Raw genomic sequence first — 22,033 nt, forward strand, 5'->3', positions numbered from 1 at the left:
GCATGGGAGCGCCGCACCTCCCCCACTGTCAGGTGCCCCACGAGGAGGCAGATCGTGTTCCGCTTATCGAAGGTGCTGGCTTCCGGGCTCTCGGCGTTGGCGGTCGCCGCCGGCCTGATCGCCCTCGGTCCGCTGACATCGGCAGATGCCGTACCGGCGACCATCCCGCTCACGATCAAGAACGACTCGGGACGCGGCGAGCCGGTGTACGTCTACAACCTGGGCACGCAGCTGACGACTGGTCGGCAGGGCTGGGCCGACGCCAACGGTGCGTTCCACCCCTGGCCCGCGGGCGGCAATCCCCCCACCCCGGCGCCCGACGCGTCGATCACGGGTCCGGCCAACGGGCAGACCAAGACGATCCGGATGCCCAAGTTCTCCGGACGCGTCTACTTCTCCATCGGCCAGAAGATCGTCTTCAAGCTCAGTACCGGCGGCCTCGTGCAGCCCGCCGTGCAGAACCCCTCCGACCCCAACCGCAACGTCCTGTTCAACTGGTCCGAGTACACGCTGGGCGATGCCGGCCTGTGGATCAACAGCACCCAGGTCGACATGTTCTCGGCCCCGTACGCGGTGGGCGTGAAGGCGGCGGGCGGCACGGTCACGAGCACGGGCCGGCTGCGCCCGGGCGGCTACGACGCCGTCTTCGGCCAGCTGCGTTCGGCCGGCTGGGGCGGATTGATCCAGAACCGCCCCGACGGCACACCGCTGCGCGCGCTCTCGCCCGGTCACGGCATCGAGGCGGGCGCGATCCCCGCCGGCGTCATGAATGACTACATCAACCGGGTGTGGAACAAGTACGGCTCCTCCACGCTCACCGTGACGCCCTTCGTGAACCAACCGAACACCAAGTACTACGGCCGGGTCTCGGGCAACGTCATGAACTTCACCAACGGCTCGGGAGCGGTGGTCACCAGCTTCCAGAAGCCGGATTCCGACAGCGTCTTCGGTTGCTACAAGCTCCTGGACGCACCCAACGACCTGATCCGCGGCCCGATCTCCCGCACCCTGTGCGCGGGCTTCAACCGGTCGACGCTCCTGACCAACCCGGGCCAACCCGATCCGAACGGCGCCGACTTCTACCGTGACGCCGTCACCAACCACTACTCCCGCATCATCCACGGACAGATGGCCGACGGTAAGGCGTACGGCTTCGCCTTCGACGACGTGGGCGCCCACGAGTCGCTGGTGCACGACGGCAACCCCCAAGAGGCCTTCATGACGCTGGAACCGTTCAACTAGGTCCGTCCGGAGGCGGTGACCGGCGACGTGCGGAGAGGTGAGCGGCTGTAGCGGACGGTGCCCGTGCCCGAGCCGCAACGGATCACCATGCCGTCGTCACCTTCCGCATCCGTCCGGTCACCCCTCCCGTTCGCCCGGGTCGCCGCCTCGCAGGCGGCGTAACCTGGCTGAACCGCCACAGAACGCGCGTACGAGCGGCACGGTGCGCGGGCCGTGTGGCTCGTCGCGCCCACGATCCAGGGAGGCGGCGCGTGACCGATCCGTTCGGCTTCCTCAGGATCCCCCGCGAGGCCGTTCCGCCCCGCCCCGTCGAGCAGAGGCTCGGCGACTGGCGCGAGGTCTACGCGGGCCAGGCGCTGCTGCCGCTCGTCTCCCGGCAGGCCGACCGCTGCATGGACTGCGGCATACCGTTCTGCCACACCGGCTGCCCCCTGGGAAACCTCATACCCGAGTGGAACGCGTACGCCGCCCACGGCGACTGGCGCGCGGCGTACGAGCGGCTCCACGCGACCAACAACTTCCCGGAGGTCACGGGCAGGCTCTGCCCGGCCCCCTGCGAGGACGCCTGTGTCCTCACGATCAACGCGGACCCGGTGACCATCAAGAACGTCGAGCAGGCGATCGCGGACGTCGGCCTGCGGCGCGGCTACATGGCGCCCCGACCGCCGGAGAAGCGCAGCAGCAAGACGGTGGCCGTCATAGGCTCCGGTCCGGCCGGACTGGCAGCGGCCCAGCAGCTGACCCGGGCCGGGCACCGCGTCACGGTCCACGAGCGGGCCGACCGGATCGGCGGACTGCTGCGCTACGGCATCCCCGAGTTCAAGATGGAGAAGGCCCACCTGGACCGGCGCATCGAGCAGATGCGGGCCGAGGGCACGGTGTTCGTCACGGGTGCGGACGTCGGCGGCGCGACCGGTGCCGGCGCGGACGAGCTGCGGAGCGGCTGCGACGCCGTCGTCGTCGCGATCGGGGCCGGCGAGCGCCGGGAGCTGCCGGTCCCGGGCCGTGCGCTGCACGGCATCCACCAGGCCATGGACTATCTGACCTGCGCCAACCGGGTGCGGGAGGGCGACTACGCCGTGTCGCCCGTCACCGCCGAAGGCAGGCACGTGGTCATCGTGGGCGGCGGTGACACCGGCTCCGACTGCCTCGGGACCGCCTTGCGGCAGGGCGCGATCTCCGTGCTCCAACTCGACATCAATCCCGAGCCCGGCCCGGGCCGGACCGACGACGAGCCCTGGCCGGTGTACCCGAGGACGTACCGGATCTCCCACGCCCACGAGGAGGCCCGCGGGCGCGAGGGCCGCGACCCCAGACTGTTCGCCCGCGCCACCCTGCGCTTCGAGGGGGACGCGGCGGGCCGGGTACGGGCGCTGCACCTGACCGCCGTCGAGCCGGTGGCCCGCAGCCCCCTGGTCGGGACCGAGGACGTCATACCGGCGGGGCTGGTCCTGTTGGCCCTCGGCTTCTCGGGCCCCGAGCGGGCCGGCGGCCTGCGCGAGCAGCTGGGGCTGGAGCTCGACGAGCGCGGCAACTTCGCGCGGGACGCCGGCTTCGCGGCGGGCGGCGGGCGGCGGGTACCGGGAGTCTTCGTCGCGGGCGACGCCGGCCGGGGGCAGTCGCTGGTGGTGTGGGCCATCGCCGAGGGCCGGGCGGCGGCCGCCGCCGTGGACCGCTACCTGACCGGCTCCACCTGCCTCCCGGCTCCGGTCGCCGCACACGATCGCCCGATGACGGCCTTGGGACGCATGCGCTACGGGCTCTGAGGCGGGCAGCACATTGTGACCGGACGGTCGACCTCCGGTCCGGGGCGTGACCGCGAGGGACACGGACACGCCCCGGACCGGGGCCCGTTCACTGACGGTCGGCTGCCTGCGGCTCCGCTGCCCGAGGCTCCGTCCTGTCGATCCATGACCACGCACCGGCGCCGGCGGCCACCACGACCGCGGTCAGGAGGAGTTCGGCCCAGTAGGGCGGGCCGGCCAGCACGCGTACGAGGACCAGGGCGAGCACGGACAGGGCCGAGGCGGCGGCCTTGGCGACCCACCTGAGCGCGGTGCTCATACGAGCCCGCTCAGGCAGCCGGTGACTCCGCCCGCCACCACACTGGTGGCGATCTTCTTCGCGGCGTCCTTGTTGACGCGTCCCACGATCAGGGCCGCGGCTCCGCCGATGCCGGCCTTGAGCAGACAGTCCTTGGCCCGCTGGTTCATCGGGCGGACGGACAGCAGCCGCTCACAGGCCGCGGCGTCCTTCTTCTTGCCCAGATAGCAGTTCTTGATGTTGTTCTCCTGGATCACATCGACCGCGTGGGCGGCGGGTGCCGATGCCAGGAAGGCAGCCGCGGCCATGACCAGGGCGAGACTTCTGTGCTTGGTGCGCAAGGTGTTTCCCGTGCTGATTGGTGCCGTCCGTCCCGTGCACAGGCATTCCGGAGTCCCGGGATGCGGACGCGTCTGGACGGAAGGAGTCGGATGGTGCTCGGTCCACGGGCTGCCGGCGTGGCTCGGGACGTCACGATCTTCAGCCGGGCCCGGGGGCGAACGGCACCCGCCGACCGGCTGGTTCGACCCCGCCACCGAGCGGGTCGCGCACCGGCCGCCCGGCCGGACTCCCGACCCGGCGGGCCGCGTTCGGGTTCCTCCCGGGTGCCGGCCGTCGCGTGGCAGGGGAGGGCCTGCGGTGCCGCTAGGGTGACAGCTGCTTTCCCCGGCTTCTGACCTGGGGAAAGGCTGGGGCTGGCCGGCAGGGAACGACAGGTGGGAGACCGGTGCGGTGATCCGAGTGATGGTGGTCGACGACGAGGCCCTCGTCCGGTCCGGGCTCACGATGATCGACCGCCGGCCGAACGGGTTCGTCCGGCCGGTCTACGCGGTGGCCGGCAGGACGTGGTCGCCGACCTCGTCGGTGCTCAGGCACAGCGAGCAGACGACCGCCTCGTGGGTGGCGCAGGCGGTGAGGTCGGGGCGCTCGTAGGACTGGTGGCAGACGTGGCAGTCGAGGACGGTCGCGCTCGGGTTCCCGTCGGCGTCCAGCAGGGGCTCGCTGATGCCGTCGTCGGTGCGGCGCAGGTAGTAGCGGCCCTTGGTGACCACGGCCATCAGCGGGGTGACGACGAAGGCGATGACGGCTGCGGCCACGGGCGAGTACGGCTGGAGGGCGTCGCCGAGGAGGTGGAAGTACATGGCGATCGACAGGCCGGAGGCGGCGGCGAAGGCCACGACGCCGACCGGATTGACCGCGTGGAGCATCCCCCGGCGGAACTCCGGCTGGAGCGGGGACAGCTTCAGCACGTACTTGTTGATGCCGATGTCGGTGGCCACGGTGACCACCCAGGCGATCGCGCAGTTCGAGTAGAAGCCCAGGACGCTGCCCAGGAAGCTGAACATGTCGGCTTCCATCAGGGCGAGCGCGAAGGCCAGGTTGACCAGGACGAAGACCATGCGGCCGGGGTAGTGCTTGGTGACGCGGGTGAAGGAGTTCGTCCAGGCCAGCGAGCCGGAGTACGCGTTCGTCACGTTGATCTTGATCTGGCTGATGACCACCAGGACCACGGCCAGCGGGATGACCAACCAGGCCGGCATCATCGCGTCGAAGGCGCTGCGGAACTGCTGGATGGGCTCCGGCGCGGCCGCCGGTCCGACCTCGGCGATGATGTAGACGGCGAGGAAGACCCCGATGGCCTGCTTGAGCGCACCGAGCACGACCCACCCGGGGCCGGCCATGATCACGGCGGTCCACCAGGTGCGCTTGTTCGCCCCGGTCTTGGGCGGCATGAAGCGCAGGTAATCGATCTGCTCGCCGATCTGCGCGATCAGGGACAGGCACACCCCCGCTCCGAGCATGACGGAGGCGGTGTTGACGGCGCCGTCGCCGTCCGTGCCGGGGTAGGCCAGGAAGCGGTCCACCGTGCCGGGGTCCTCGGCGACCAGATAGACCAGCGGACCGACCATGAGCAGCAGCCAGATCGGGGTGGTCCACACCTGGAGCTTGCTGAGCGCCTTCATGCCGTGGACGACGAGCGGGATCACCATGAGGGTGGAGACGGCGTAGCCCAGCCACAGCGGCAGTCCGAGGCCGAGTTCGAGGCCCTGGGCCATGATCGAGCCTTCGAGGGCGAAGAAGATGAACGTGAAGCTGGCGAAGATGACGCTGGTGAGGACCGAGCCGTAGTAGCCGAAGCCGGAGCCGCGGGTGATCAGGTCGAGGTCGATGTTGTAGCGCGCGCCGTAGTAGGCCAGCGGTAAGCCGGTCAGGAAGATGACGACCGCGGCGACGGCGATGGCCACGAGCGCGTTGCTGGTGCCGTGGGCCAGGCCGATGCCGGCGCCGATGGAGAAGTCGGCCATGTAGGCGATGCCGCCGAGGGCGGTGGTGGCCACGACCATGGGGGTCCAGCGGCGGTAACTACGGGGCGCGAAACGGAGGGTGTAGTCCTCCAGGGTCTCCTTGACCGCCTGGTCGTCAGGGGGCCTCGTCGTGCGTGCCGTGGTCCGTTGCGACTGGGTGGTGCTCATGCCACGCCTCCCGATGGGGCTGGGTGCAGGTGCGCCGCCGCCGGCAGGACGGGAGCGATGGGCCGTCATGAGTGTTCTGCGGCGACGCCGTTCATGCCGCTGGTCCCACGTCGGTCACGCTAGGAAGCCGTTGTTACCCCGGGCGCGCGATGCGGTGAACACCATGTTGCTGCAGGCAGCACCGCTGCGCGCGCACGCCACACGTGCGCGGCCCCCCTGCACGGCCGGGGCGCCGCGCTCACCGGCGGTACGGGCACGAGTGAGAGGTCCGCACCGGCTCGGCACGGGACGACGTACCCGCGGGAGCGAAGGGCGACCGCGACCGCACGGGCCCGGGCGGCCGCCCCCGCTCTCCGGCACGACGGCCCGCGGCCCCATTCGCCGCGGCTCGGGGCGGTCAGGGGCGAAGGGCCTCCAGCAGGGCGGCAGCGACGGCGCGTTGGCCGGAGGGGGTGAGGTGGAGGCCGTCGGCCTCATGGTGGCCGCGCGCCGCGCGGCGCGTGTCGACCACCGGTTCCTCCCGCGCCAACAGGAAGTCGGCCACGGCGTCGAGGTCCGCATCGGACCAGCTCAGTCCGGCCCGCCGGAAGTGCTCGTACCGTTCCACGAGGACGGGGTCCGTGCGCGTCGGGGTGAGCCAGATCCAGCGGGCCTCCGTCCGGGCCACCGCCAGGTCGTGCAGGGCGATCAGGTTGCGGCAGGTCTCGGCGGGGCCGACGAGCGGAACGCGGTCGATGCGCTGGACGTCGTTCGCGCCGAGCATGCACAACACCCAGTCGGGCCGCTGGAATCCCAGCACCGGCAGTTGCTGCGCCAGGGCCTGGGCGGTCGTGCTCCCCGATACGGCCAGATTGGTGCACCGTACGCCCTCGGGGAGCAGGTGCCGCAGGATCTCGAACCAGGAGAGCCGGTCGGCGGTGGTGCTCTCGCCCAGGGCCACGACGTGCTCACCCGGCCGGAACGGCAGTGCGGCGATCCGAGCGGCCGCGCCCGGCTCGGCCGACAGCGCGGCCGCCGCTTCCCGGTTGCGCTCGTCGAACTGCTCCAGCCGCCCCCGGTAGTCCTCCACGTCGGTTCCGAACAGGGCGGCCAGTACCGGCTCGTCGAGCGGACCCAGGTGGCGCAGGAGCTTCTCCGGCTGGTGGAACCGCAGCAGGCGCTGAGCCTGGGCGGTGTTCCGGTCGGTGGTGGTCATGTCAGCCTTCCTCGGGGACGCGGACGCGGATGCGGGCACGGTTGCGCGGCAGCAGGAAGCCCGCCGCGATGAGCCAGGCCAGCCCGGTGAAGCGGGCGACCGGCAGGAGCAGGGCGGCGTCCTCGCTCAGGAGGACGAGGGTGGCCAGCTCGGCGACGGCGGCCACGGCGAGACCCGCGACGGCCAGTGCCCGCGGTAGGAGCCCGGCCAGCAGCCCCGGTACGGCGATCCCGGCGACGAGCAGGCCCAGCAGGACCACGTGGCCGGGGCCGCCGAGGCCGAACGCCAGGTACTGCAGGGCTCGTACGAGCTCCGTCCGCTGTGCCACCTCGGCGTGGGACAGGACCCAGGTGACCAGGCCGGAGCAGGCGAGGAACGCCGCGGCGAGCACCCCGCCCGCGAGGGCGATGGTGGCACCGGGCGCCCGGACCCCGAGCCGGCCCAGGCGGGCCGCGACGGTTGCGGCGTAGATGGCCAGGGGGACGGAGGCGGCGAACTGCAGGGCCCCCGAAACGCGGACCGCGTCCCCGTGGTCGAGGAAGTACGCGGCGATCGCGTCCGAGTCGCCGAACGGCGACGGGAACGGATCGCCTCCGGCCAGCAGGGTGCTGAGGACGAGGCCACCGAGGAACAGGGCGGTGAAGACCACGGCGAGGACGCCGGGTGGCGGCCCGGACTGCGGGGCGGTGGTGCGGGTGTTGCGCGGGACACGGCTCTCGATCGCTTCCACGACACAATCCGTTCTCGAAGAGAATGATTCATTGAGATGAATCATTGCGTGTCGCGTACGATAGCCGCGTGAACACCGCCCGGCAACCAGATCCCTCCACGGCCCCGGCCTCGGCTCCGGCCCGGGCGCAGCCCCCGGCTCCGCGCGGAGCGGCCTTCCTCCTCGCCCAGATCGGTGCCCATGCCGCGGGGCGGTTCGCGGAACGCGTCGCCACCCTGGGGCTCACCCCCGCCGACGTCGGCCTGCTGCGGATGGTCGCCGGGCAGCCCGGCCGCAGTCAGCGCGCGCTCGCCGAGGACCTGGGGGTCGTACCCAGTCGAGTGGTCGCCCTGATCGACGTCCTGGAGGACAAGCGGCTCGTCGAGCGGCGGCGCAGCGCCGAGGACCGCCGCAACTACGAACTGCACCTCACTTCCGAGGGGCGGCGGACCCTCGGCGCGGTGTCCCGGGCGGCGGCCACCCACGAGGACGACCTGCTGGCCGCCCTCGACCCCGACGGGCGGGCGCGGCTTCTGGAACTCCTCGAACGCGTCGCGGCGCAGCAGGAACTGACGCCGGGTGTGCACCCCGGCTACCGCACGCTCGGGAAGCCGGCGGCGAAGCGGAAGGACTGACTACCGACGGGCGGTTGCTTCCGGGGGCGGGCAGCGGCCATGCGGGCCGGCTCGGTCGCGCACCCGTGACGCGAACTGGCGGAGCCGCCGTCCCGGAGCCCCCGGACCACCGCCCCCGGCAGGGTCAGGCGCTGCCGGCCGCGGCCTCCTCCGCGAGCAGGCGGGTCGCCATCGCGCGCATCTCGATCTTGCGGATCTTCCCGGTCACGGTCATCGGGAACTCCTCCACGACGTGGACGTAGCGGGGAATCTTGAAGTGGGCGAGCCGCCCCGCGCAGTACGCGCGCACGGCCTGCACGGTCAGCGGCGCGGCCCCCTCGCGCATCCGCACCCACGCCATCAGCTCCTCCCCGTACTTCGGGTCGGGCACCCCGATGACCTGGACGTCCATGACGTCGGGGTGGGCGTGGAGGAACTCCTCGATCTCGCGCGGGTAGAGGTTCTCGCCTCCCCGGATCACCATGTCCTTGATCCGGCCGGTGATGCTCAGATAGCCGTCACCGTCCATGACCGCCAGGTCGCCGGTGTGCATCCAACCCTCCGGATCGACGGCCTCGGCGGTCTTCTCGGGCTCGCCCCAGTAGCCGAGCATCACCGAGTAGCCCCGGGTGCACAGTTCTCCCGGGGTGCCGCGGGGGACGGTCAGTCCGGACTGCGGATCGACCACCTTGACCTCCAGGTGCGGGCCGACCCGGCCCACCGTGGAGACCCGGCGCTCGACCGAGTCGTCCACACGCGTCTGGGTGGACACGGGAGAGGTCTCCGTCATGCCGTAGCAGATGGAGACCTCGGTCATCCCCATCCGCTCGATGACCTCGTTCATGACCTCCACCGGGCAGGGCGAACCCGCCATGATCCCGGTGCGCAGGCTCGACAGGTCGTACCCGTCGAACCCGGGCGCGGCCAGCTCGGCGATGAACATCGTGGGCACCCCGTACAGGGAGGTGCAGGCCTCCGACTCCACTGCCGCCAGCGTCGCCGCCGGGTCGAAGGCGGGCGCGGGGATCACCATCGCCGCACCGTGGCTGGTACAGGCGAGGTTGCCCATCACCATCCCGAAGCAATGGTAGAAGGGGACCGGGATGCACACCCGGTCGCGTTCGTCGTAGCCGCACAGCTCGCCCACGAAGAAGCCGTTGTTGAGGATGTTGTGGTGCGAGAGGGTGGCGCCCTTGGGGAAGCCGGTGGTGCCCGAGGTGTACTGGATGTTGATCGGGTCGTCCGGGCCCAGTGCGGCCCGCGCCCGCGCCAGTGCGGCCGGATCGGCTCCGCGCCCGCGTTCCAGCAGTGCCTCCCACCGCGGCCCGTCGAACAGGACGGTGAACTCCAGTCCCGGGCAGCGGGGCCGGACCTCCTCGATCATCGCCGCGTAGTCGGAGGTCTTGAAGCGCTCCGCCGCGACCAGCAGCCGGATGCCGGACTGCCCCAGCACGTACTCCAACTCGTGGGAGCGGTACGCGGGGTTCACGGTGACCAGGATCGCCCCGATCTTCGCGGTGGCGTACTGCACCAGCGTCCACTCGGCGCGGTTGGGCGCCCAGATGCCGACCCGGTCGCCCCGGACGATCCCGAGGTCCAGCAGCCCCAGGGCGAGGGCGTCCACCTCGGCAGCCAGTTCCGCGTACGTCCACCGGCGGCCGGCGGCCACGTCCACGAGGGCGTCCCGGTCGGGGAAGCGCCGTACGGTCCGATCGAGGTTGTCCCCGATCGTCTCGCGGAGCAGCGGGACCTCGGAACCTCCGGACGCACGACTCGACGCTACGGACACACGTACCTCCAGCACTCGCTGCGGCGATGACGGCCAACGCGCACCGCCCATGATCCCCTCCGGGCGGGCCGCGGCACCAGAGGTGCGGGGGGAGCGGCGCGGTGGGCCGTCGGCGCACCTGAGAATCGGCTGTGAGTCGGGGCGGCGGCACTCACGACTCTTGCGTGAAAAGCGAACAACAGCAAAAGTGAGCGTGAACGAGGTACCCGTCGTTGCCGCTGAGCGCGCCGCTCCTGCCCGGGACGCTCGGCCGACCGGCTGCAGCGCACCGGCACCCCACAGCGAGGTCGTACATGCAGGGTGTTCACCGCCTTCTCCTGCCCGCAGGGCTGCGCAAACTCGCCCGGACCCTGCGTCGCCCCGGGGGCGTTCCGCCGCAGTCCGGTCCCGCCGGACGGGAGCGCATCGGCGGCAGGAGGACCCCTCCGTCCAGCGGGCTCACCTCCCGCGAGGAGGAGCTGCTGGCGACCGTGCCCGGCCTGATCCAGCACTGTGGTCGACTCGTTACCGTACGCGATGACCTGCTCCCCGCCGATGCCCGTACCGCCAGTCTCCGGTCCGTCGCCGAGGCCCTGGAGGACGCAGCCGTCTCCTACGGGCTGGTTCCCGACGGGGAGCTCGTCCACCGGGTGGCCATCGCGCCGGGCGACCGGGCCGCGGCGCTGAAAGCCTGCGCCGCCGCCTTTACGGGGCTCCCCGTCTACGCACGCCTGCTCACCGCTGACGGTGAAGCCGGGGACGTGCTCGCCGAGGACCTCCCGGCGGCGGTCGAGTCCGCCGAGACTGCCGGGGGGAGGGGCGGGAAGGGAGCGGCGCACACCGCTCGCGTGCGGGCCGTACGCATCCACCGGCCGGTCATCACCTCCGGCCGGACCCTGACGTACGGCCGCGAGAGCGGCTGTGACCTGGAGTTCTGGGAGGCCCCCGACTCCGGCGAGGGCGCGCTCGCCGTGCTGCGCGAGACCCCGTACGGCTGGTGGGTGCCTTCCCTCGCCGCCTCCACCACCCGCCGCATCGACGGCCGGGAGTACCCCGTCGTCGACTGCTTCTCGAGCCGCTTCCCCGATGACATCGACTTCCCGATCGACGCGGTGATCACCTGGGTGGACGCGGCCGACCCCGCCTGGCGCCGCCGTCGGGACCGGGCCGCCGAGGCGGAGGCCGGTTCAGGTCACCCCTCCGGGACCGACGAGACCGCCGGGATCGACCTCGCCGAGAACCGCTACCGCGACCGCGGCGAGCTCCGCTACTGCCTGCGCTCCATCGCCGCCTACGCACCTTGGGTCCGGCGCGTCTTCCTCGTCACCGACGACCAGGCTCCGGCCTGGCTCGCGGCCGACCATCCGCACATCACGGTCATCGACCATCGCGAGCTGTCCACGGAACCGACGGCCCCCGAGGTGTTCAACTCCCACGCCATCGAGAGCCGACTGCACCACGTCCCCGGCCTGGCCGAGCACTTCCTCTACTTCAACGACGACATCTTCCTCGGCCGGCCCCAGCGCCCGCAGAACTACTTCCTGCCCTCCGGACTGCCCAAGGTCTTCCACGACTGGCGGGCGGTGGACCCGGGCAGCCGGGCCGGGGACGACGTGTTCACCTCGTCCCAGAAGGTCACCCGGCAAGCCGTCGAGGAGGCCGTCGGTCGCACGTACCCCCACATCCTGGCGCACACCCCGTACTCCCTCACCCGGTCCGCCTTCACCCGCGTCGAGGAACTGCTGCCCGGTCGGCTCGCCGCCACCGCCCGCTCCGTCTTCCGCAGCGCCGAGGACCTCGCCCCCGTCACCCTCGCCGCCCACGTGGCGCTCGCCGAGGGACACGCCGTCGAGGGCGACCTCACGCACACGTACGTCAGCACCGCGCGCCGCGCCGAGATCGAGCGCCTGCCGGACCTGGCCGCCGAGCGCGGCCACGACGCCTTCTGCCTCGCGGACGACGAGGACCCGGACGGACGTGACGAGGGCGGAGCCGGAGGCGGACTGACGGCGGCGCAGCAGCACAACGTCGTCGCGGCCTTTCTGGAGGCCTACCTCCCGGTGCCCTCTCCGTTCGAGCAGCAGTCCGACCCGTCCGGGACCGAGCCCTCCCGGGGGTGAACGGAGGGTCGGATCCAGGCGCCGCGCAGGGCGGCCGCGCCTCGCCGACCGAGCCCCCGCCACCCGTTGTTCTGTATACCTCGGTTCGGAGGAACTCCTTCCGCATATCTGCGGCGGGTCCGGGCAGACGCTGACCACCGATCGGTGACACGGGACGACGGAGCGATGGGCGATTGCATGCGAAGCGTGGGCGTGGAGGAAGAGCTGCTGCTGGCGGACGCGGACAGCGGGGAGCCGCTGGCCGTGTCGGGAGCCGTGCTCGCCGCAGCAGACCGCGCCGCAAGCGCCAGTGCGGCGGACGGCGAGGAGTCCGGCCACACCTTCGAGGCGGAGCTCCAAGAGGAGCAGGTCGAGTTCGGCACGAGACCGGTGACGGAGATGGGCGAACTGCAGGAGGAGATCCTCCGGTGGCGCGCCGAGGCGGCCCGGCACGCCGCGGCGGCCGGTGCGGTCGTGGCGGCGATCGGCACCTCGCCGTTGGCCGTCCGTCCCTCGATGTCGCCCGGACACCGCTACGAGTGGGTGTCGCGGCAGTTCGGCATGACCGCCCAGGAGCAGCTGACCTGCGGCTGCCACGTCCACGTATCGGTGGAGTCGGACGAGGAGGGCGTGGCCGTACTGGACCGCATCAGGCTCTGGCTGCCCGTACTGACCGCGATGAGCGCGAACTCCCCGTTCTGGCAGGGCGAGGACACCGGGTACGGCAGCTACCGAAGCCGGGTCTGGAACCGGCTGCCCGCGGCCGGGCCGGTGGACGTCTTCGGCTCGGCGGACCACTACCACGCGGAGGTTCGGGCCATGGTCGAGTCGGGCGTGCTGCGCGACAAGGGGATGATCTGGTTCGACGCGCGGCTGTCCGCCTCCTACCCGACGGTGGAGGTCAGGGTGGCGGACGTGTGCCTCGACGCGTCGACCCCCGTCCTGCTGGCCGCCCTCGTACGCGCCCTGGTGGAGACCGCGGCCCGGGAGTGGCGGGCCGGTGAACCCCCGGCCAGGGTCAGCACCGGCCTGCTCCGACTCGCGTCGTGGCAGGCGGGCCGCTCGGGGTTGGACGGTCCGCTGTTGCACCCCGAAACGCTGCGGGAGGCCGCGCCCGAGGCCGCCGTCGACGCGCTGTACCGGCACGTCGGCGACGCCCTGGCCGACTCCGGTGACGAGGAGTTCGTGCGGGCCGCGATCGCCGGCCTCCTGGAGCACGGGAACGGCGCGCGAGTCCAGCGGAGCCTGTTGCGGTCGGAGGGGGACCTGGCCTCGGTCGTCCGGCACTGTGCGCGCCGGACCACGGCCGGCGTCGACCGGGCGGCCCGGGGCCTGCCGCGCTGACGGGGAGCGGGCGGCGGGGCGGTCCGGGCGACCTCCCGTGCTCGTCCGACGATCAACTGGCCGGACTGCAGGACCGCTTGGGACGCCAGTTCGTCCGGTGGCGTTCATAACCGACGGAACGGGTGCCTCCGCGGGGGTGTGATCACGGGTGAGCCTTTTCGGTCAGGATGGAACCCGTTACTCAGGGTAAGAGGCGCCGCTCGGCTCCTCACCGCGCCCCCCTGTCCCCCCTTGTCTCACCTGTCCCACGTGTCGCATGCAATCGGCGGCAATTAACGCGGCTGCACCCAGGACGGTGCGAAAGATTTCCTGATCTGTGTCCAGGTGGCCGCAAAACAAGTCCGAAAGTGACAGGTTTGCTTTGACTCTTGAGCGATGGATCCGTGAATGTCGTTCACATGTCCGACACATCTCGAGCCGCCACCGGTGGCCCTATGCGCTTGCGCGACTTCCGACTGTTACTCGCGGGAGCTGCCACCGGACAGTTCGGTGCACAGGTGACACTGGTGGCGCTGCCCCTCGTGGCCGTCCTCGAACTCGACGCTCCCGCCTTCCAGGTGGGCCTGCTGACCGCCGCGGAGACCGCCGCCTTCCTGCTCGTCGGGCTGCCCGCCGGGGCACTCACCGACCGCATGCGCAAGCGGCCCCTGATGATCCGTGCGGACCTGGTGCGCGCCGTCGCCATGGCCAGCATCCCCGCTGCCGCGCTCGCGGACGTCCTGACCATGGCCCAGCTCTACGCCGTCGCGCTCGTGACCGGCGTGGCGACCGTGTTCTTCGACGTCGCCCATCAGAGCTACCTGCCGCAGATCCTGCCCCGTGACCAACTCGTGGCCGGCAACGGCGCCCTGGAGACCGTCCGTTCCACCGCCCAGGTGACCGGCCCCGGTATCGGCGGCGGACTGGTCCAGCTCGTCGGAGCGCAGTTCGCGGTCGTCGTCGACGCCATCGGCTACGTGCTCTCCGCCCTCTTCCTCCTGCGCATCGAGCGAGCCGAGGAGGCGCCCGAGCCCGCTGCTGCCGGGGGCTCCCTGCGCAAGGAGATCGGAGAGGGCCTCCGCTTCGTCTTCGGCCATCCGCTGCTCCGCGTCATCGCCCTCACGACCGGCCTCGCCAACTTCTCCACGGCGGTCCTCATGGCGACACAGACCGTGCACCTGGTCCGCGTCGTCGGCCTGGAAGCCGGCGGGCTCGGGCTGGTGCTGTCCGCGTCGGCCGTAGGAGGGCTCCTCGGCGCCCTGTGCGCCGGACGCATCGCCGCCCGGCTGGGACAAGGCCGGGTCATCCTCCTGTCCCTCCTCGTGACCGGCCCGTTCGCACTGCTGTGGCCGCTGTCCGGGCACGGCGTCGCCGGGGCGGTCCTCTTCGCCGCCGGATCGGCGGTCGTCTCCTTCGGCGCCGTCGTCTACAACGTCGCCCAGGTCAGCTTCCGCCAGGGGATGTGCCCACCACGGCTGCTCGGCCGGATGAACGCCACCCTGCGCTTCCTCATGTGGGGCACCTTGCCGCTGGGCGCCCTCCTCGGCGGAGCCCTCGCCCAGTCCTACGGGTCGCGTACGGCCCTCGCCTGGTGCGCCGTCGGCATCCTCGCCGTACCACTGCCGCTGCTGCTCTCCCCGCTGCGCCGGATGCGGGACCTGCCGGGTCCGCCGGACGACGGTGGCGCCGATGCCACCCACGGGACACCGCGGGACGCGACCTCCGCCGGAGGCGACGAACGGTCGGCCCCCGCACCCACCGCCTGACCACCGCCCGACCACCGTTCGGCAGCCGGGGACGACCCCTGCGCGCACCGCGCCCGCCGCCACACCGTTCCGCGCGACCGCGGCCACGACGAAGAGGACCACGTGCTCAGCATCACGAGTCAGTACCTGGCCCGCTACCGGCGCCTCACCGGCGACCGGTCCGACACCCTGCTGCCGGTCACCGGAGCACAGCGCCGCTTCCTGCTGGTGCGTTCGCTGGACCCGTCGGGACGCCCCGACGTGGTGCCGATGTTCTTCGCGTTCCCGTCCGGAACCATCGACCCCGAACGCCTGCGGGCAGCGGCATCCGGGCTCGCCGCACGGCACGCCGCCCTGCGTTCACGGCCCGACGTCATCCGCGGCACCCCCGTCCTGTGCGTCGCCGATCCGGACGTCAGCGTGACCCGGTCGGCCCTCGTACCGGGGGAGTCGCCCGCCGACGGGCTCCGTCGCGCGCTGGCCTCCTGGGACGCGCAGGGTCCTCCCTTGCGGCTCTTCCTCGTACACGACGAGCAGCGCGAGGAGGACATCCTCGCCATTGCCCTCGACCACGCCGTCTGCGACGGCCGTTCGCTGGCACGGATCGTCGACGAACTCGGCGCCGCGTACGGCGAGGAGGCCACCGGATCCCACGTGGAACCGGAGGAGACGGAAGCCGAACTCGGCGCCTACCGGGACGCGGTCCTGCGTCAACTCGCCGCCGAAGAAAGGGCGGAGACGCCCGAGGCGACCGCGTACTGGGCGGACCGGCTGCGCGCGCTGCGCGCCCACGCCCCGGCCCCCCGTCCGGCACGCGTGCCCGAGGGCGCATGGCCCAGCGGTGCCGCGCAGGCCCGGCTGCCCGCGCACGACGGTGGCGTGTCCTTCCCCGGACTGCTCGACGCCTGCCGCGCCGCGGCACGCGAGCTGTACGGCCCCGGCCTCGCGGTCCCGCTCGGCTACCCGTGGGGCGGCCGTCCCACGGGAGCGGAGCCGGTCGTCGGCTGCTTCCTCAACACCCTCGTCTTCCCGGCCTACACCGGCCAGGGACCAGGCCCGGAGGTGACGGCCGACGCGTGGTGGGACGACCTCGACCGGGCCGACGTACCGTTCGACGCGGTCGTGACCGCGGCGCGGGCCGCCGGGTCGGCCTGGACCGGAGGCCTCGACGGACTGCTCACCGTGGACGACGACAGCCGTCGCCCGCCCCTGACGCTCGCCGGTGTCGAGGGACGGGAGGTCCACGTCGACGGCAGACCGGTACGCGGTCCCTTCGCCGTCTCCGTCACCCAGGGAGCGGAGATCCGCGTGCAGATGGCGTGGGACCGGGCCGTGTTCGACGACGAGGCCGCGCACCGGGCGTTCGACGCGCTCACCCACGCGCTGCGCCGCTCGGAGCACACCGCACAGTGACCCCGCCGCCCGGACGCCACCGAAGGCTCCGGGAACGACGCGCACGCGTGCCCACCCGCCACCCGAAGCGACCGCAGCGCCGCCCAGGCGCACACCGACCCGCGGCCACCGCGCACCGGGTGCCCGCGCGCAACCGCAGCGCCCGGCACCCGGTACCGCAGCGCACCCCACGCCGCCGCGCACCCCGAACTCCCCCCACGGCATCCCCCCCACGGCCCCCCCACGTGGAACGCGGCACCGCGCGACCCGCGACGCCGCCCGCACGACGACCGGACACGACCGTGACCGGCACGGAGACCGACCCGACAACCTCAGGGATCGCCCATGCTTCCCCTCTCCTCCTCGCAGGAGATCGTCTGGCTGCACGAGCAGATGCAGCCCGGCAGTCGCGCCTACAACTTCACCGCTTCACTGGACCTGTGGGGCACCCTCGACACCGAGGCGCTGCGCCGGGGACTCGACGCCACCTTGGCACGCCACCCCGGTCTGCGGCTCGAACTCGTCGCCTCCACCGGATCCGTACCGGCGCAGCGGGTCGCGTCGCAGTGTGCGCCGCGACTGCGCACGGTCGACCTCAGCACCGAGGAGGACCCCGAGGCGGCCTTCGCCCGTCTCCTGCGCACCGAGGCCGAGACACCGCTCGACACCTTCGAGGCACCGCTCATCCGCTGGACGCTCGTGCGACTGGCCGAGCGCCACCACCGGCTGGTCCACGTCGAGCACCACCTGATCCACGACGGGCACTCCTTCGCGATCCTGCTCGACGACGTCTTCCGCGTCTACCGCGCCCACGTCCTCGGCGAGACCCTGGAGCTCCCGCCCGCCTCCTCGTACGCCGACCACGTCCAGGAGCGGGCCGAAGCCGCGTACGCCCCCGAATCGCTCGACTTCTGGCGGGCCGAACTCCGCGACCAGCAGCACGACCTGCCGCTGCCCGGTCTGACCCGCCCCGGTGCCCGCCGCAAGCACCACGGCGGACAGCTGCGCCAGACGATCGGCGCCGATCTCGCCGAACGCCTGCGCGCGCACGCCCGTACCCGCGGACTCACCCCCTTCTCCACGCTCCTCGGGCTGTTCGCCGAACTCCTGCGCCGGCACAGCGGCCGCTCCCGCATGGTCATCGGCACCGCCGTCGGCAACCGCCCCCTCGGCTACGAGGACGCCGTGGGCATGTTCGTCAACACCATCCCGCTGCCCCTCGCCCTGGACGGCGCGGCCCCCGCCCAGGACGCCATGGACGAGGTCACCGACACCCTCATCCGGGCCCTGCCGCACCAGGACGTACCGGTCCAGGAGCTGACCCGGGCGCTCGGCATGCACACTTCCGGCGCCGACAACCCGCTCTTCTCCGTCATGTTCAGCGCCCACGACGCACCGCTGCCCGAGATCGACGTGCCCGGTCTCGACATCACCCTCTTCGAGGGCTTCAACACCGGAACCACCCGCTTCGACCTCGACGTGGTCCTGCTCCCGGACGACCGGCGCGGCGTCACCCCGCGCCACGGCTCGCCCGGCATGACGCTGGTCTGGGACTACGACACGGACCTGTTCGGCGAGGACGTCGCCCGGCTGGTCTCCGGCCGCTTCCTGGGCCTGCTGCGCGCCTACCTCGACGGCCCCGAGACCGCGCTGGCCGACCTGGAACCGACCGCGGTGGAGCCGGCAGCCGAACCCGTGCCCGTCCCCGCCGACCGCGATCCGCTGGATCCCGTGGCCGCGCACCACCCGTCGCAGCCGGCCCTGCTGTGCGGCGCCCGCCGCCTCACCTACGGCGAACTCGACGACCGCGTCGGCTCGCTCGCCGAGCGACTGCGCGCCGCCGGTGTGACGCCCGGCCGGCCGGTCGCCGTGGTCCTGCCCAGGGGGACCGACTCGCTCGTCGCCCTGCTCGCCTGCCTGCGGACCGGCGCCGTCTACTGCCCGCTGTCCCCGTCCGATCCGCCGGCCCGCCTCGGGCTGCTGCTGGAACGGCTCGCCCCCGCGCTCGTCCTCATCGGCGACGGCACCCCGGCCCTCCCGGAAGCACTGCCGACCGCCCGGATCGACGCCCCGGTACTGCCCGCCGCGCACGGAACCGCCGAACTCCCCGGCACCGCGTACGTCATCCACACCTCCGGCTCCACCGGCACGCCCAAGCCCGTCGCAGTCGGCCCCGAGGCGCTGGTGCACCACATGACGGCGGCCGCCGACCGGTTCGGCCTCACCACCTCGGACCGGGTCCTGATGTTCGCCCAGCCGTCCTTCGACGTGGCGCTCGAGGAGGTGCTGCCGACCCTGCACGCCGGTGCGTGCCTGGTCCTACCCGAGCACGAGGTGCCCACGGGCGCAGAGCTCGCCGAACTGCTGGCGTCCGCCCGGGTCACCGTCGCCAACCTGCCCACCAGCTACTTCCTCGCCACCCGCGAGGACCTGCGTCCCGCACTGCGGGACGAGACCTGGACGCCCAGGCTCCTGGTCCTCGGCGGCGAACGCCTTCCCGTGGAGGCACTGCGCGGCGTCCTCGCCGACACCGACGCCACCGTGCTCAACGCGTACGGCGTCACGGAGGCGGCCATCAGCTCGACCGTCCACGAGATCTCCCGCGACGCCCTCGCCGAAGGATCCGAGATCCCCCTGGGCACCGAGCTCCCGGGCGAGCGGGTCCACGTCCTGGACGCCCACCACCGACCGCTGCCGTCCGGCGCGGTCGGTGAACTCGCCGTCGCCGGACCCGGTCTCGCCCAGGGCTACGCGGGCAACGCGGAGGTGACGGCCGCCCGGTTCGTCCACGTCGACGCACTCGACGGACAGCGCGTCTACCTCACCGGAGACCTCGGCTACCGCGGTCTGGACGGCCTGCTGTACTTCCTCGGGCGGCGCGACCACCAGATCAAGCTGCGCGGTCACCGCATCGAGCTGGAGGAGATCGAAGCGGCCGCGTCCGCCGTGCTGGGCGGCCGGTCCTGCGCGGTCGTACTGGACCGGGAGGGCCCCGGCGCGCCCCGGCTCGTCGGCTTCCTCGAAGACGGAGCCGACGGCGCGGCCTTCGACGAGAAGGCGCTGCACGCCGAGCTGAGCCGCCGCCTGCCCGGCCCCCTCGTGCCCGCCCGGTGGGCACGGCTGGACAGCATGCCGACCCTCGCCGGCGGCAAGCCCGACCGCACGGCACTGTCCCGCCGGGCGGCGGCGCTCGACCCCGACGACGCCGCAACGCCCGAGCCCGCAACCGGCTCCGAGCCCCGGACCGGCTCCGAGCCCGGGCCCGCCGGCACCACCGACGTGTCCGACGATCCGCTGACGGCCCTGCTCACCGAAGGCTGGCGCACGGTCCTCGGCCACGGCCGATTCGACGCCCGCTCCCACTTCTTCCACAGCGGGGGCCACTCCTTGCTCGCGGCCGAGCTGGCCGCCTGGCTGGAGCCCCGGCTGGGCACGCGCCCGCCGCTGAAGGTGCTCTTCCGCAACCCCGTGCTCGCCGACCAGGCCGATGCCCTCGCCACCACCGCCCTTTCCACGGAGTCGTGATGACCCAGTCCCCGACCGCAGTCGTCCATCCCGCCACGCCCACCGACACCGGACCCGCGCTGAGCGTCGCCCACGGCCCCTCCGCCGAACCGACCGGTGTGCTCGCCCGCTTCGAGGACTGGGCCCGGCGCACCCCGCAGGCCCCGGCGGTGATCGACCGCACACAGATCTGGACGTACCGGGACCTCGACGCGGCGGCCGAGCTGGTCGCCACCGATCTGGCCGACCGCGTCCGCCCCGGTGACCTGGTCGGCGTCTGCCTCGACCGGTCCACCGCCCTGGTGGTGACCGCCGTCGCGCTCGCCCGGCTCGGCGCCGTCTACCTGCCGCTCGGCCCCCGCCCCGGCGAGCGCCGCACCCAGGCCGTCACCGAGGACCTCGACGTCGCCTGCCTCATCGGCGACCCCGGTGTCCTGCCCGAGGAACACCGCAGCGGGGAGCACGTCCCGCTGCCGCTGCCCACCAGTGGTGTCAACGCCCCCGCCACCGCGGTGGCGGCCTTCGCCGACTCGGTCCGAGGCACCCGGCGCGCGCCCGAAGGCGCCCTGTACGCCGTCCTCACCTCCGGTTCCACCGGCCGCCCCAAGGCGGTCGCCGTGGCCGGGTCCTCGCTGTCCGTCGCCCTCGACTGGTACCGGGCCGAGACCGGCCTCGCACCGGGAGACCGCCAGTCCCTGCTCATCGGTGTCGCGTTCGACCCGCACCTGCTCGAACTGTGGGCCGCCCTGACCTCAGGTGCCGCCCTCGTCCCGGCCCCCGACGACACCCGCTGGGACTCGCACGTGCTCACCGACTGGTGGCGTGACACCGGCCTCACCCACGCCGTGGCGGCCACTCCCACCGTCGAGCCGCTCCTGGACCGGCCCTGGCCGCAGGACCTGAAGCTACGTCACCTCGTCGTCGGCGGCGACCGCATGCGCCGCCGCCCCGCCGCCGACGTCACCGCGACCGTCCACAACGCCTACGGCCCCGCCGAAGCCACCGTCGTCACCACCACCCACACCATGCGCGGCACCGACCCGGAGGCCGGCGACCCGACCCCGCCCCCCATCGGCACCGCACTGCCGGGCGTCACCCTCGTCGTCACCGACGACGGGGGCCGCCCCGTCGCCCGCGGGCAGGAGGGTGAACTGCGCGTCGGCGGCCACTGCCTGGCGCTCGGCTACCTCGACCCCGAACTCACCGCCCGCCGGTTCACACCGCCCCCGCAAGAACCGGCGCTGGCCGCGATCGACCGCCTCTACCGGACCGGCGACCGGGTACGGATGAACGCCGACGGCAGCCTGGACTTCCTCGGCCGTCTCGACGACCAGGTGAAGATCAGCGGCGTGCGGATCGAACCGGTCGAGGTGGAAGCCGCCTTCGAGCAGGACCCCCGGGTGCGCACCGCCGTCGTCACCGTGCTGCGCGACAGCTCCGGCCACGGCCGCCTCGTCGCCCACGTACGACCCGCCGACGGCGCCGAACCCGCGGCGGGGGACCTCCTCGACGCGGTCCGGTCCTGGCTTCCCGAGCAGGCCGTCCCCACCGCCGTACGGATCGTCGACGGCTTCCCCCTCGACGCCAACGGGAAGGTGGACCGGCCGGCCCTGGCAGCCCGGGCCCGGGCCGCGGGTGCGCCCGGGACCGCCACCACGGACGCCGCCGCCCACGACACCGCCTCCGCTTCCGAGCGGCTCGTGCTGACGACAGTGCGCGACCTCCTCGGCCGGCCCGGCATCGGCCTCGGCGACCACTTCAGCGACGCCGGCGGCACCTCCGTCGTCGCCGCGCGGCTGCTGGCGACCGTCGAACGCGAGACCGGAGTGCGCCTGCGCGCCCCCGAGCTGCTGCGCAGCACCGACCTGCGCGCCTTCGCCGCCCTCCTCGACCAGCGCCGGACCCCGCGCCCGGAAGGAGCCTGA

The 22,033-nt window shown here is 72.7% G+C and carries 15 protein-coding genes; 9 read left to right on the forward strand and 6 right to left on the reverse strand.

The features are described from left to right. Positions 1-54: 54 nt before the first annotated feature. Together OG386_RS41515 and OG386_RS41520 are read left to right on the forward strand one after the other, a co-directional pair. Positions 55-1,242: a glycoside hydrolase family 64 protein gene (locus tag OG386_RS41515; protein WP_328792490.1), complete on the forward strand. Its 1,188-nt coding sequence runs from the start codon at positions 55-57 to the stop codon at positions 1,240-1,242. A 251-nt stretch (positions 1,243-1,493) separates the two neighbouring features. After that, positions 1,494-3,008 carry a glutamate synthase subunit beta gene (locus OG386_RS41520; RefSeq protein WP_328792491.1) on the forward strand — a complete coding sequence of 505 codons (1,515 nt, stop codon included), beginning with the start codon at positions 1,494-1,496 and terminating at the stop codon, positions 3,006-3,008. Between the two features lie 88 nt (positions 3,009-3,096). Here the strand turns inward: OG386_RS41520 and OG386_RS41525 are convergent, their stop codons facing one another. The 5 genes from OG386_RS41525 to OG386_RS41545 all read right to left on the reverse strand — a co-directional run bounded on the left by OG386_RS41525 (position 3,097) and on the right by OG386_RS41545 (position 7,684). Next, positions 3,097-3,306: a hypothetical protein gene (locus OG386_RS41525; RefSeq protein ID WP_328792492.1), complete on the reverse strand. Its 210-nt coding sequence runs from the start codon at positions 3,304-3,306 to the stop codon at positions 3,097-3,099. Then, complete coding sequence (locus tag OG386_RS41530) at positions 3,303-3,626, reverse strand: hypothetical protein (protein ID WP_328792493.1); 324 nt, start codon at positions 3,624-3,626, stop codon at positions 3,303-3,305. The genes OG386_RS41525 and OG386_RS41530 overlap by 4 nt, the downstream gene beginning before the upstream one ends. 483 nt (positions 3,627-4,109) lie before the next feature. Beyond that, entirely contained in the window at positions 4,110-5,759 is a 1,650-nt protein-coding gene (locus tag OG386_RS41535; RefSeq protein WP_328792494.1) for a purine-cytosine permease family protein, read from the reverse strand. 397 nt (positions 5,760-6,156) lie between these two features. Next, a complete protein-coding gene (locus tag OG386_RS41540) occupies positions 6,157-6,954 on the reverse strand; it encodes an SGNH/GDSL hydrolase family protein (RefSeq protein ID WP_328792495.1) in 798 nt (265 codons plus the stop codon). A gap of 1 nt (position 6,955) precedes the next feature. Beyond that, positions 6,956-7,684 carry a hypothetical protein gene (locus tag OG386_RS41545; protein WP_328792496.1) on the reverse strand — a complete coding sequence of 243 codons (729 nt, stop codon included), beginning with the start codon at positions 7,682-7,684 and terminating at the stop codon, positions 6,956-6,958. A 68-nt stretch (positions 7,685-7,752) separates the two neighbouring features. Between OG386_RS41545 and OG386_RS41550 the strand changes: the two genes are divergently transcribed. Further along, positions 7,753-8,298: a MarR family winged helix-turn-helix transcriptional regulator gene (locus OG386_RS41550; protein ID WP_328792497.1), complete on the forward strand. Its 546-nt coding sequence runs from the start codon at positions 7,753-7,755 to the stop codon at positions 8,296-8,298. A gap of 124 nt (positions 8,299-8,422) precedes the next feature. On the opposite strand, the gene OG386_RS41555 is transcribed toward OG386_RS41550, so the two are convergent. After that, positions 8,423-10,117, reverse strand: a complete 1,695-nt coding sequence (locus tag OG386_RS41555) for an AMP-binding protein (protein WP_328792498.1) — start codon at positions 10,115-10,117, stop codon at positions 8,423-8,425. A gap of 242 nt (positions 10,118-10,359) precedes the next feature. Here OG386_RS41555 and OG386_RS41560 point away from each other — a divergent pair, with 242 nt between their 5' ends. From OG386_RS41560 to OG386_RS41585, 6 genes are all read left to right on the forward strand, one after another. Continuing rightward, positions 10,360-12,165 (forward strand): Stealth CR1 domain-containing protein, encoded by a 1,806-nt coding sequence (locus tag OG386_RS41560; RefSeq protein WP_328792499.1) that lies wholly within the window; start codon positions 10,360-10,362, stop codon positions 12,163-12,165. 177 nt (positions 12,166-12,342) lie between these two features. Next, positions 12,343-13,488, forward strand: a complete 1,146-nt coding sequence (locus OG386_RS41565) for a glutamate--cysteine ligase (protein WP_328792500.1) — start codon at positions 12,343-12,345, stop codon at positions 13,486-13,488. Positions 13,489-13,886: 398 nt separating this feature from the next. Next, positions 13,887-15,233 carry an MFS transporter gene (locus tag OG386_RS41570; RefSeq protein WP_328792501.1) on the forward strand — a complete coding sequence of 449 codons (1,347 nt, stop codon included), beginning with the start codon at positions 13,887-13,889 and terminating at the stop codon, positions 15,231-15,233. A gap of 102 nt (positions 15,234-15,335) precedes the next feature. Beyond that, positions 15,336-16,625, forward strand: a complete 1,290-nt coding sequence (locus tag OG386_RS41575; RefSeq protein WP_328792502.1) for a condensation domain-containing protein — start codon at positions 15,336-15,338, stop codon at positions 16,623-16,625. A 324-nt stretch (positions 16,626-16,949) separates the two neighbouring features. Next, complete coding sequence (locus tag OG386_RS41580; RefSeq protein WP_328792503.1) at positions 16,950-20,129, forward strand: non-ribosomal peptide synthetase; 3,180 nt, start codon at positions 16,950-16,952, stop codon at positions 20,127-20,129. Then, on the forward strand, positions 20,129-22,033 hold the full coding sequence (locus OG386_RS41585) for a non-ribosomal peptide synthetase (RefSeq protein WP_328792504.1): 1,905 nt from the start codon (positions 20,129-20,131) through the stop codon (positions 22,031-22,033). Before OG386_RS41580 ends, OG386_RS41585 begins: the two co-directional genes overlap by 1 nt.

Origin of the sequence: Streptomyces sp. NBC_00273 (assembly GCF_036178145.1) — a bacterium.
Taxonomy (GTDB): domain Bacteria; phylum Actinomycetota; class Actinomycetes; order Streptomycetales; family Streptomycetaceae; genus Streptomyces.

Excerpts from the sequence above, each read along its gene's own strand:
- OG386_RS41535 (WP_328792494.1), bottom strand. The coding sequence starts at position 5,759 with ATGAGCACCACCCAGTCGCAACGGACCACGGCACGCACGACGAGGCCC.
- OG386_RS41585 (WP_328792504.1), top strand. The coding sequence starts at position 20,129 with ATGACCCAGTCCCCGACCGCAGTCGTCCATCCCGCCACGCCCACCGAC.
- OG386_RS41570 (WP_328792501.1), top strand. The coding sequence starts at position 13,887 with ATGTCCGACACATCTCGAGCCGCCACCGGTGGCCCTATGCGCTTGCGC.
- OG386_RS41525 (WP_328792492.1), bottom strand. The coding sequence starts at position 3,306 with ATGAGCACCGCGCTCAGGTGGGTCGCCAAGGCCGCCGCCTCGGCCCTG.
- OG386_RS41560 (WP_328792499.1), top strand. The coding sequence starts at position 10,360 with ATGCAGGGTGTTCACCGCCTTCTCCTGCCCGCAGGGCTGCGCAAACTC.
- OG386_RS41580 (WP_328792503.1), top strand. The coding sequence starts at position 16,950 with ATGCTTCCCCTCTCCTCCTCGCAGGAGATCGTCTGGCTGCACGAGCAG.
- OG386_RS41555 (WP_328792498.1), bottom strand. The coding sequence starts at position 10,117 with ATGGGCGGTGCGCGTTGGCCGTCATCGCCGCAGCGAGTGCTGGAGGTA.
- OG386_RS41565 (WP_328792500.1), top strand. The coding sequence starts at position 12,343 with ATGCGAAGCGTGGGCGTGGAGGAAGAGCTGCTGCTGGCGGACGCGGAC.
- OG386_RS41540 (WP_328792495.1), bottom strand. The coding sequence starts at position 6,954 with ATGACCACCACCGACCGGAACACCGCCCAGGCTCAGCGCCTGCTGCGG.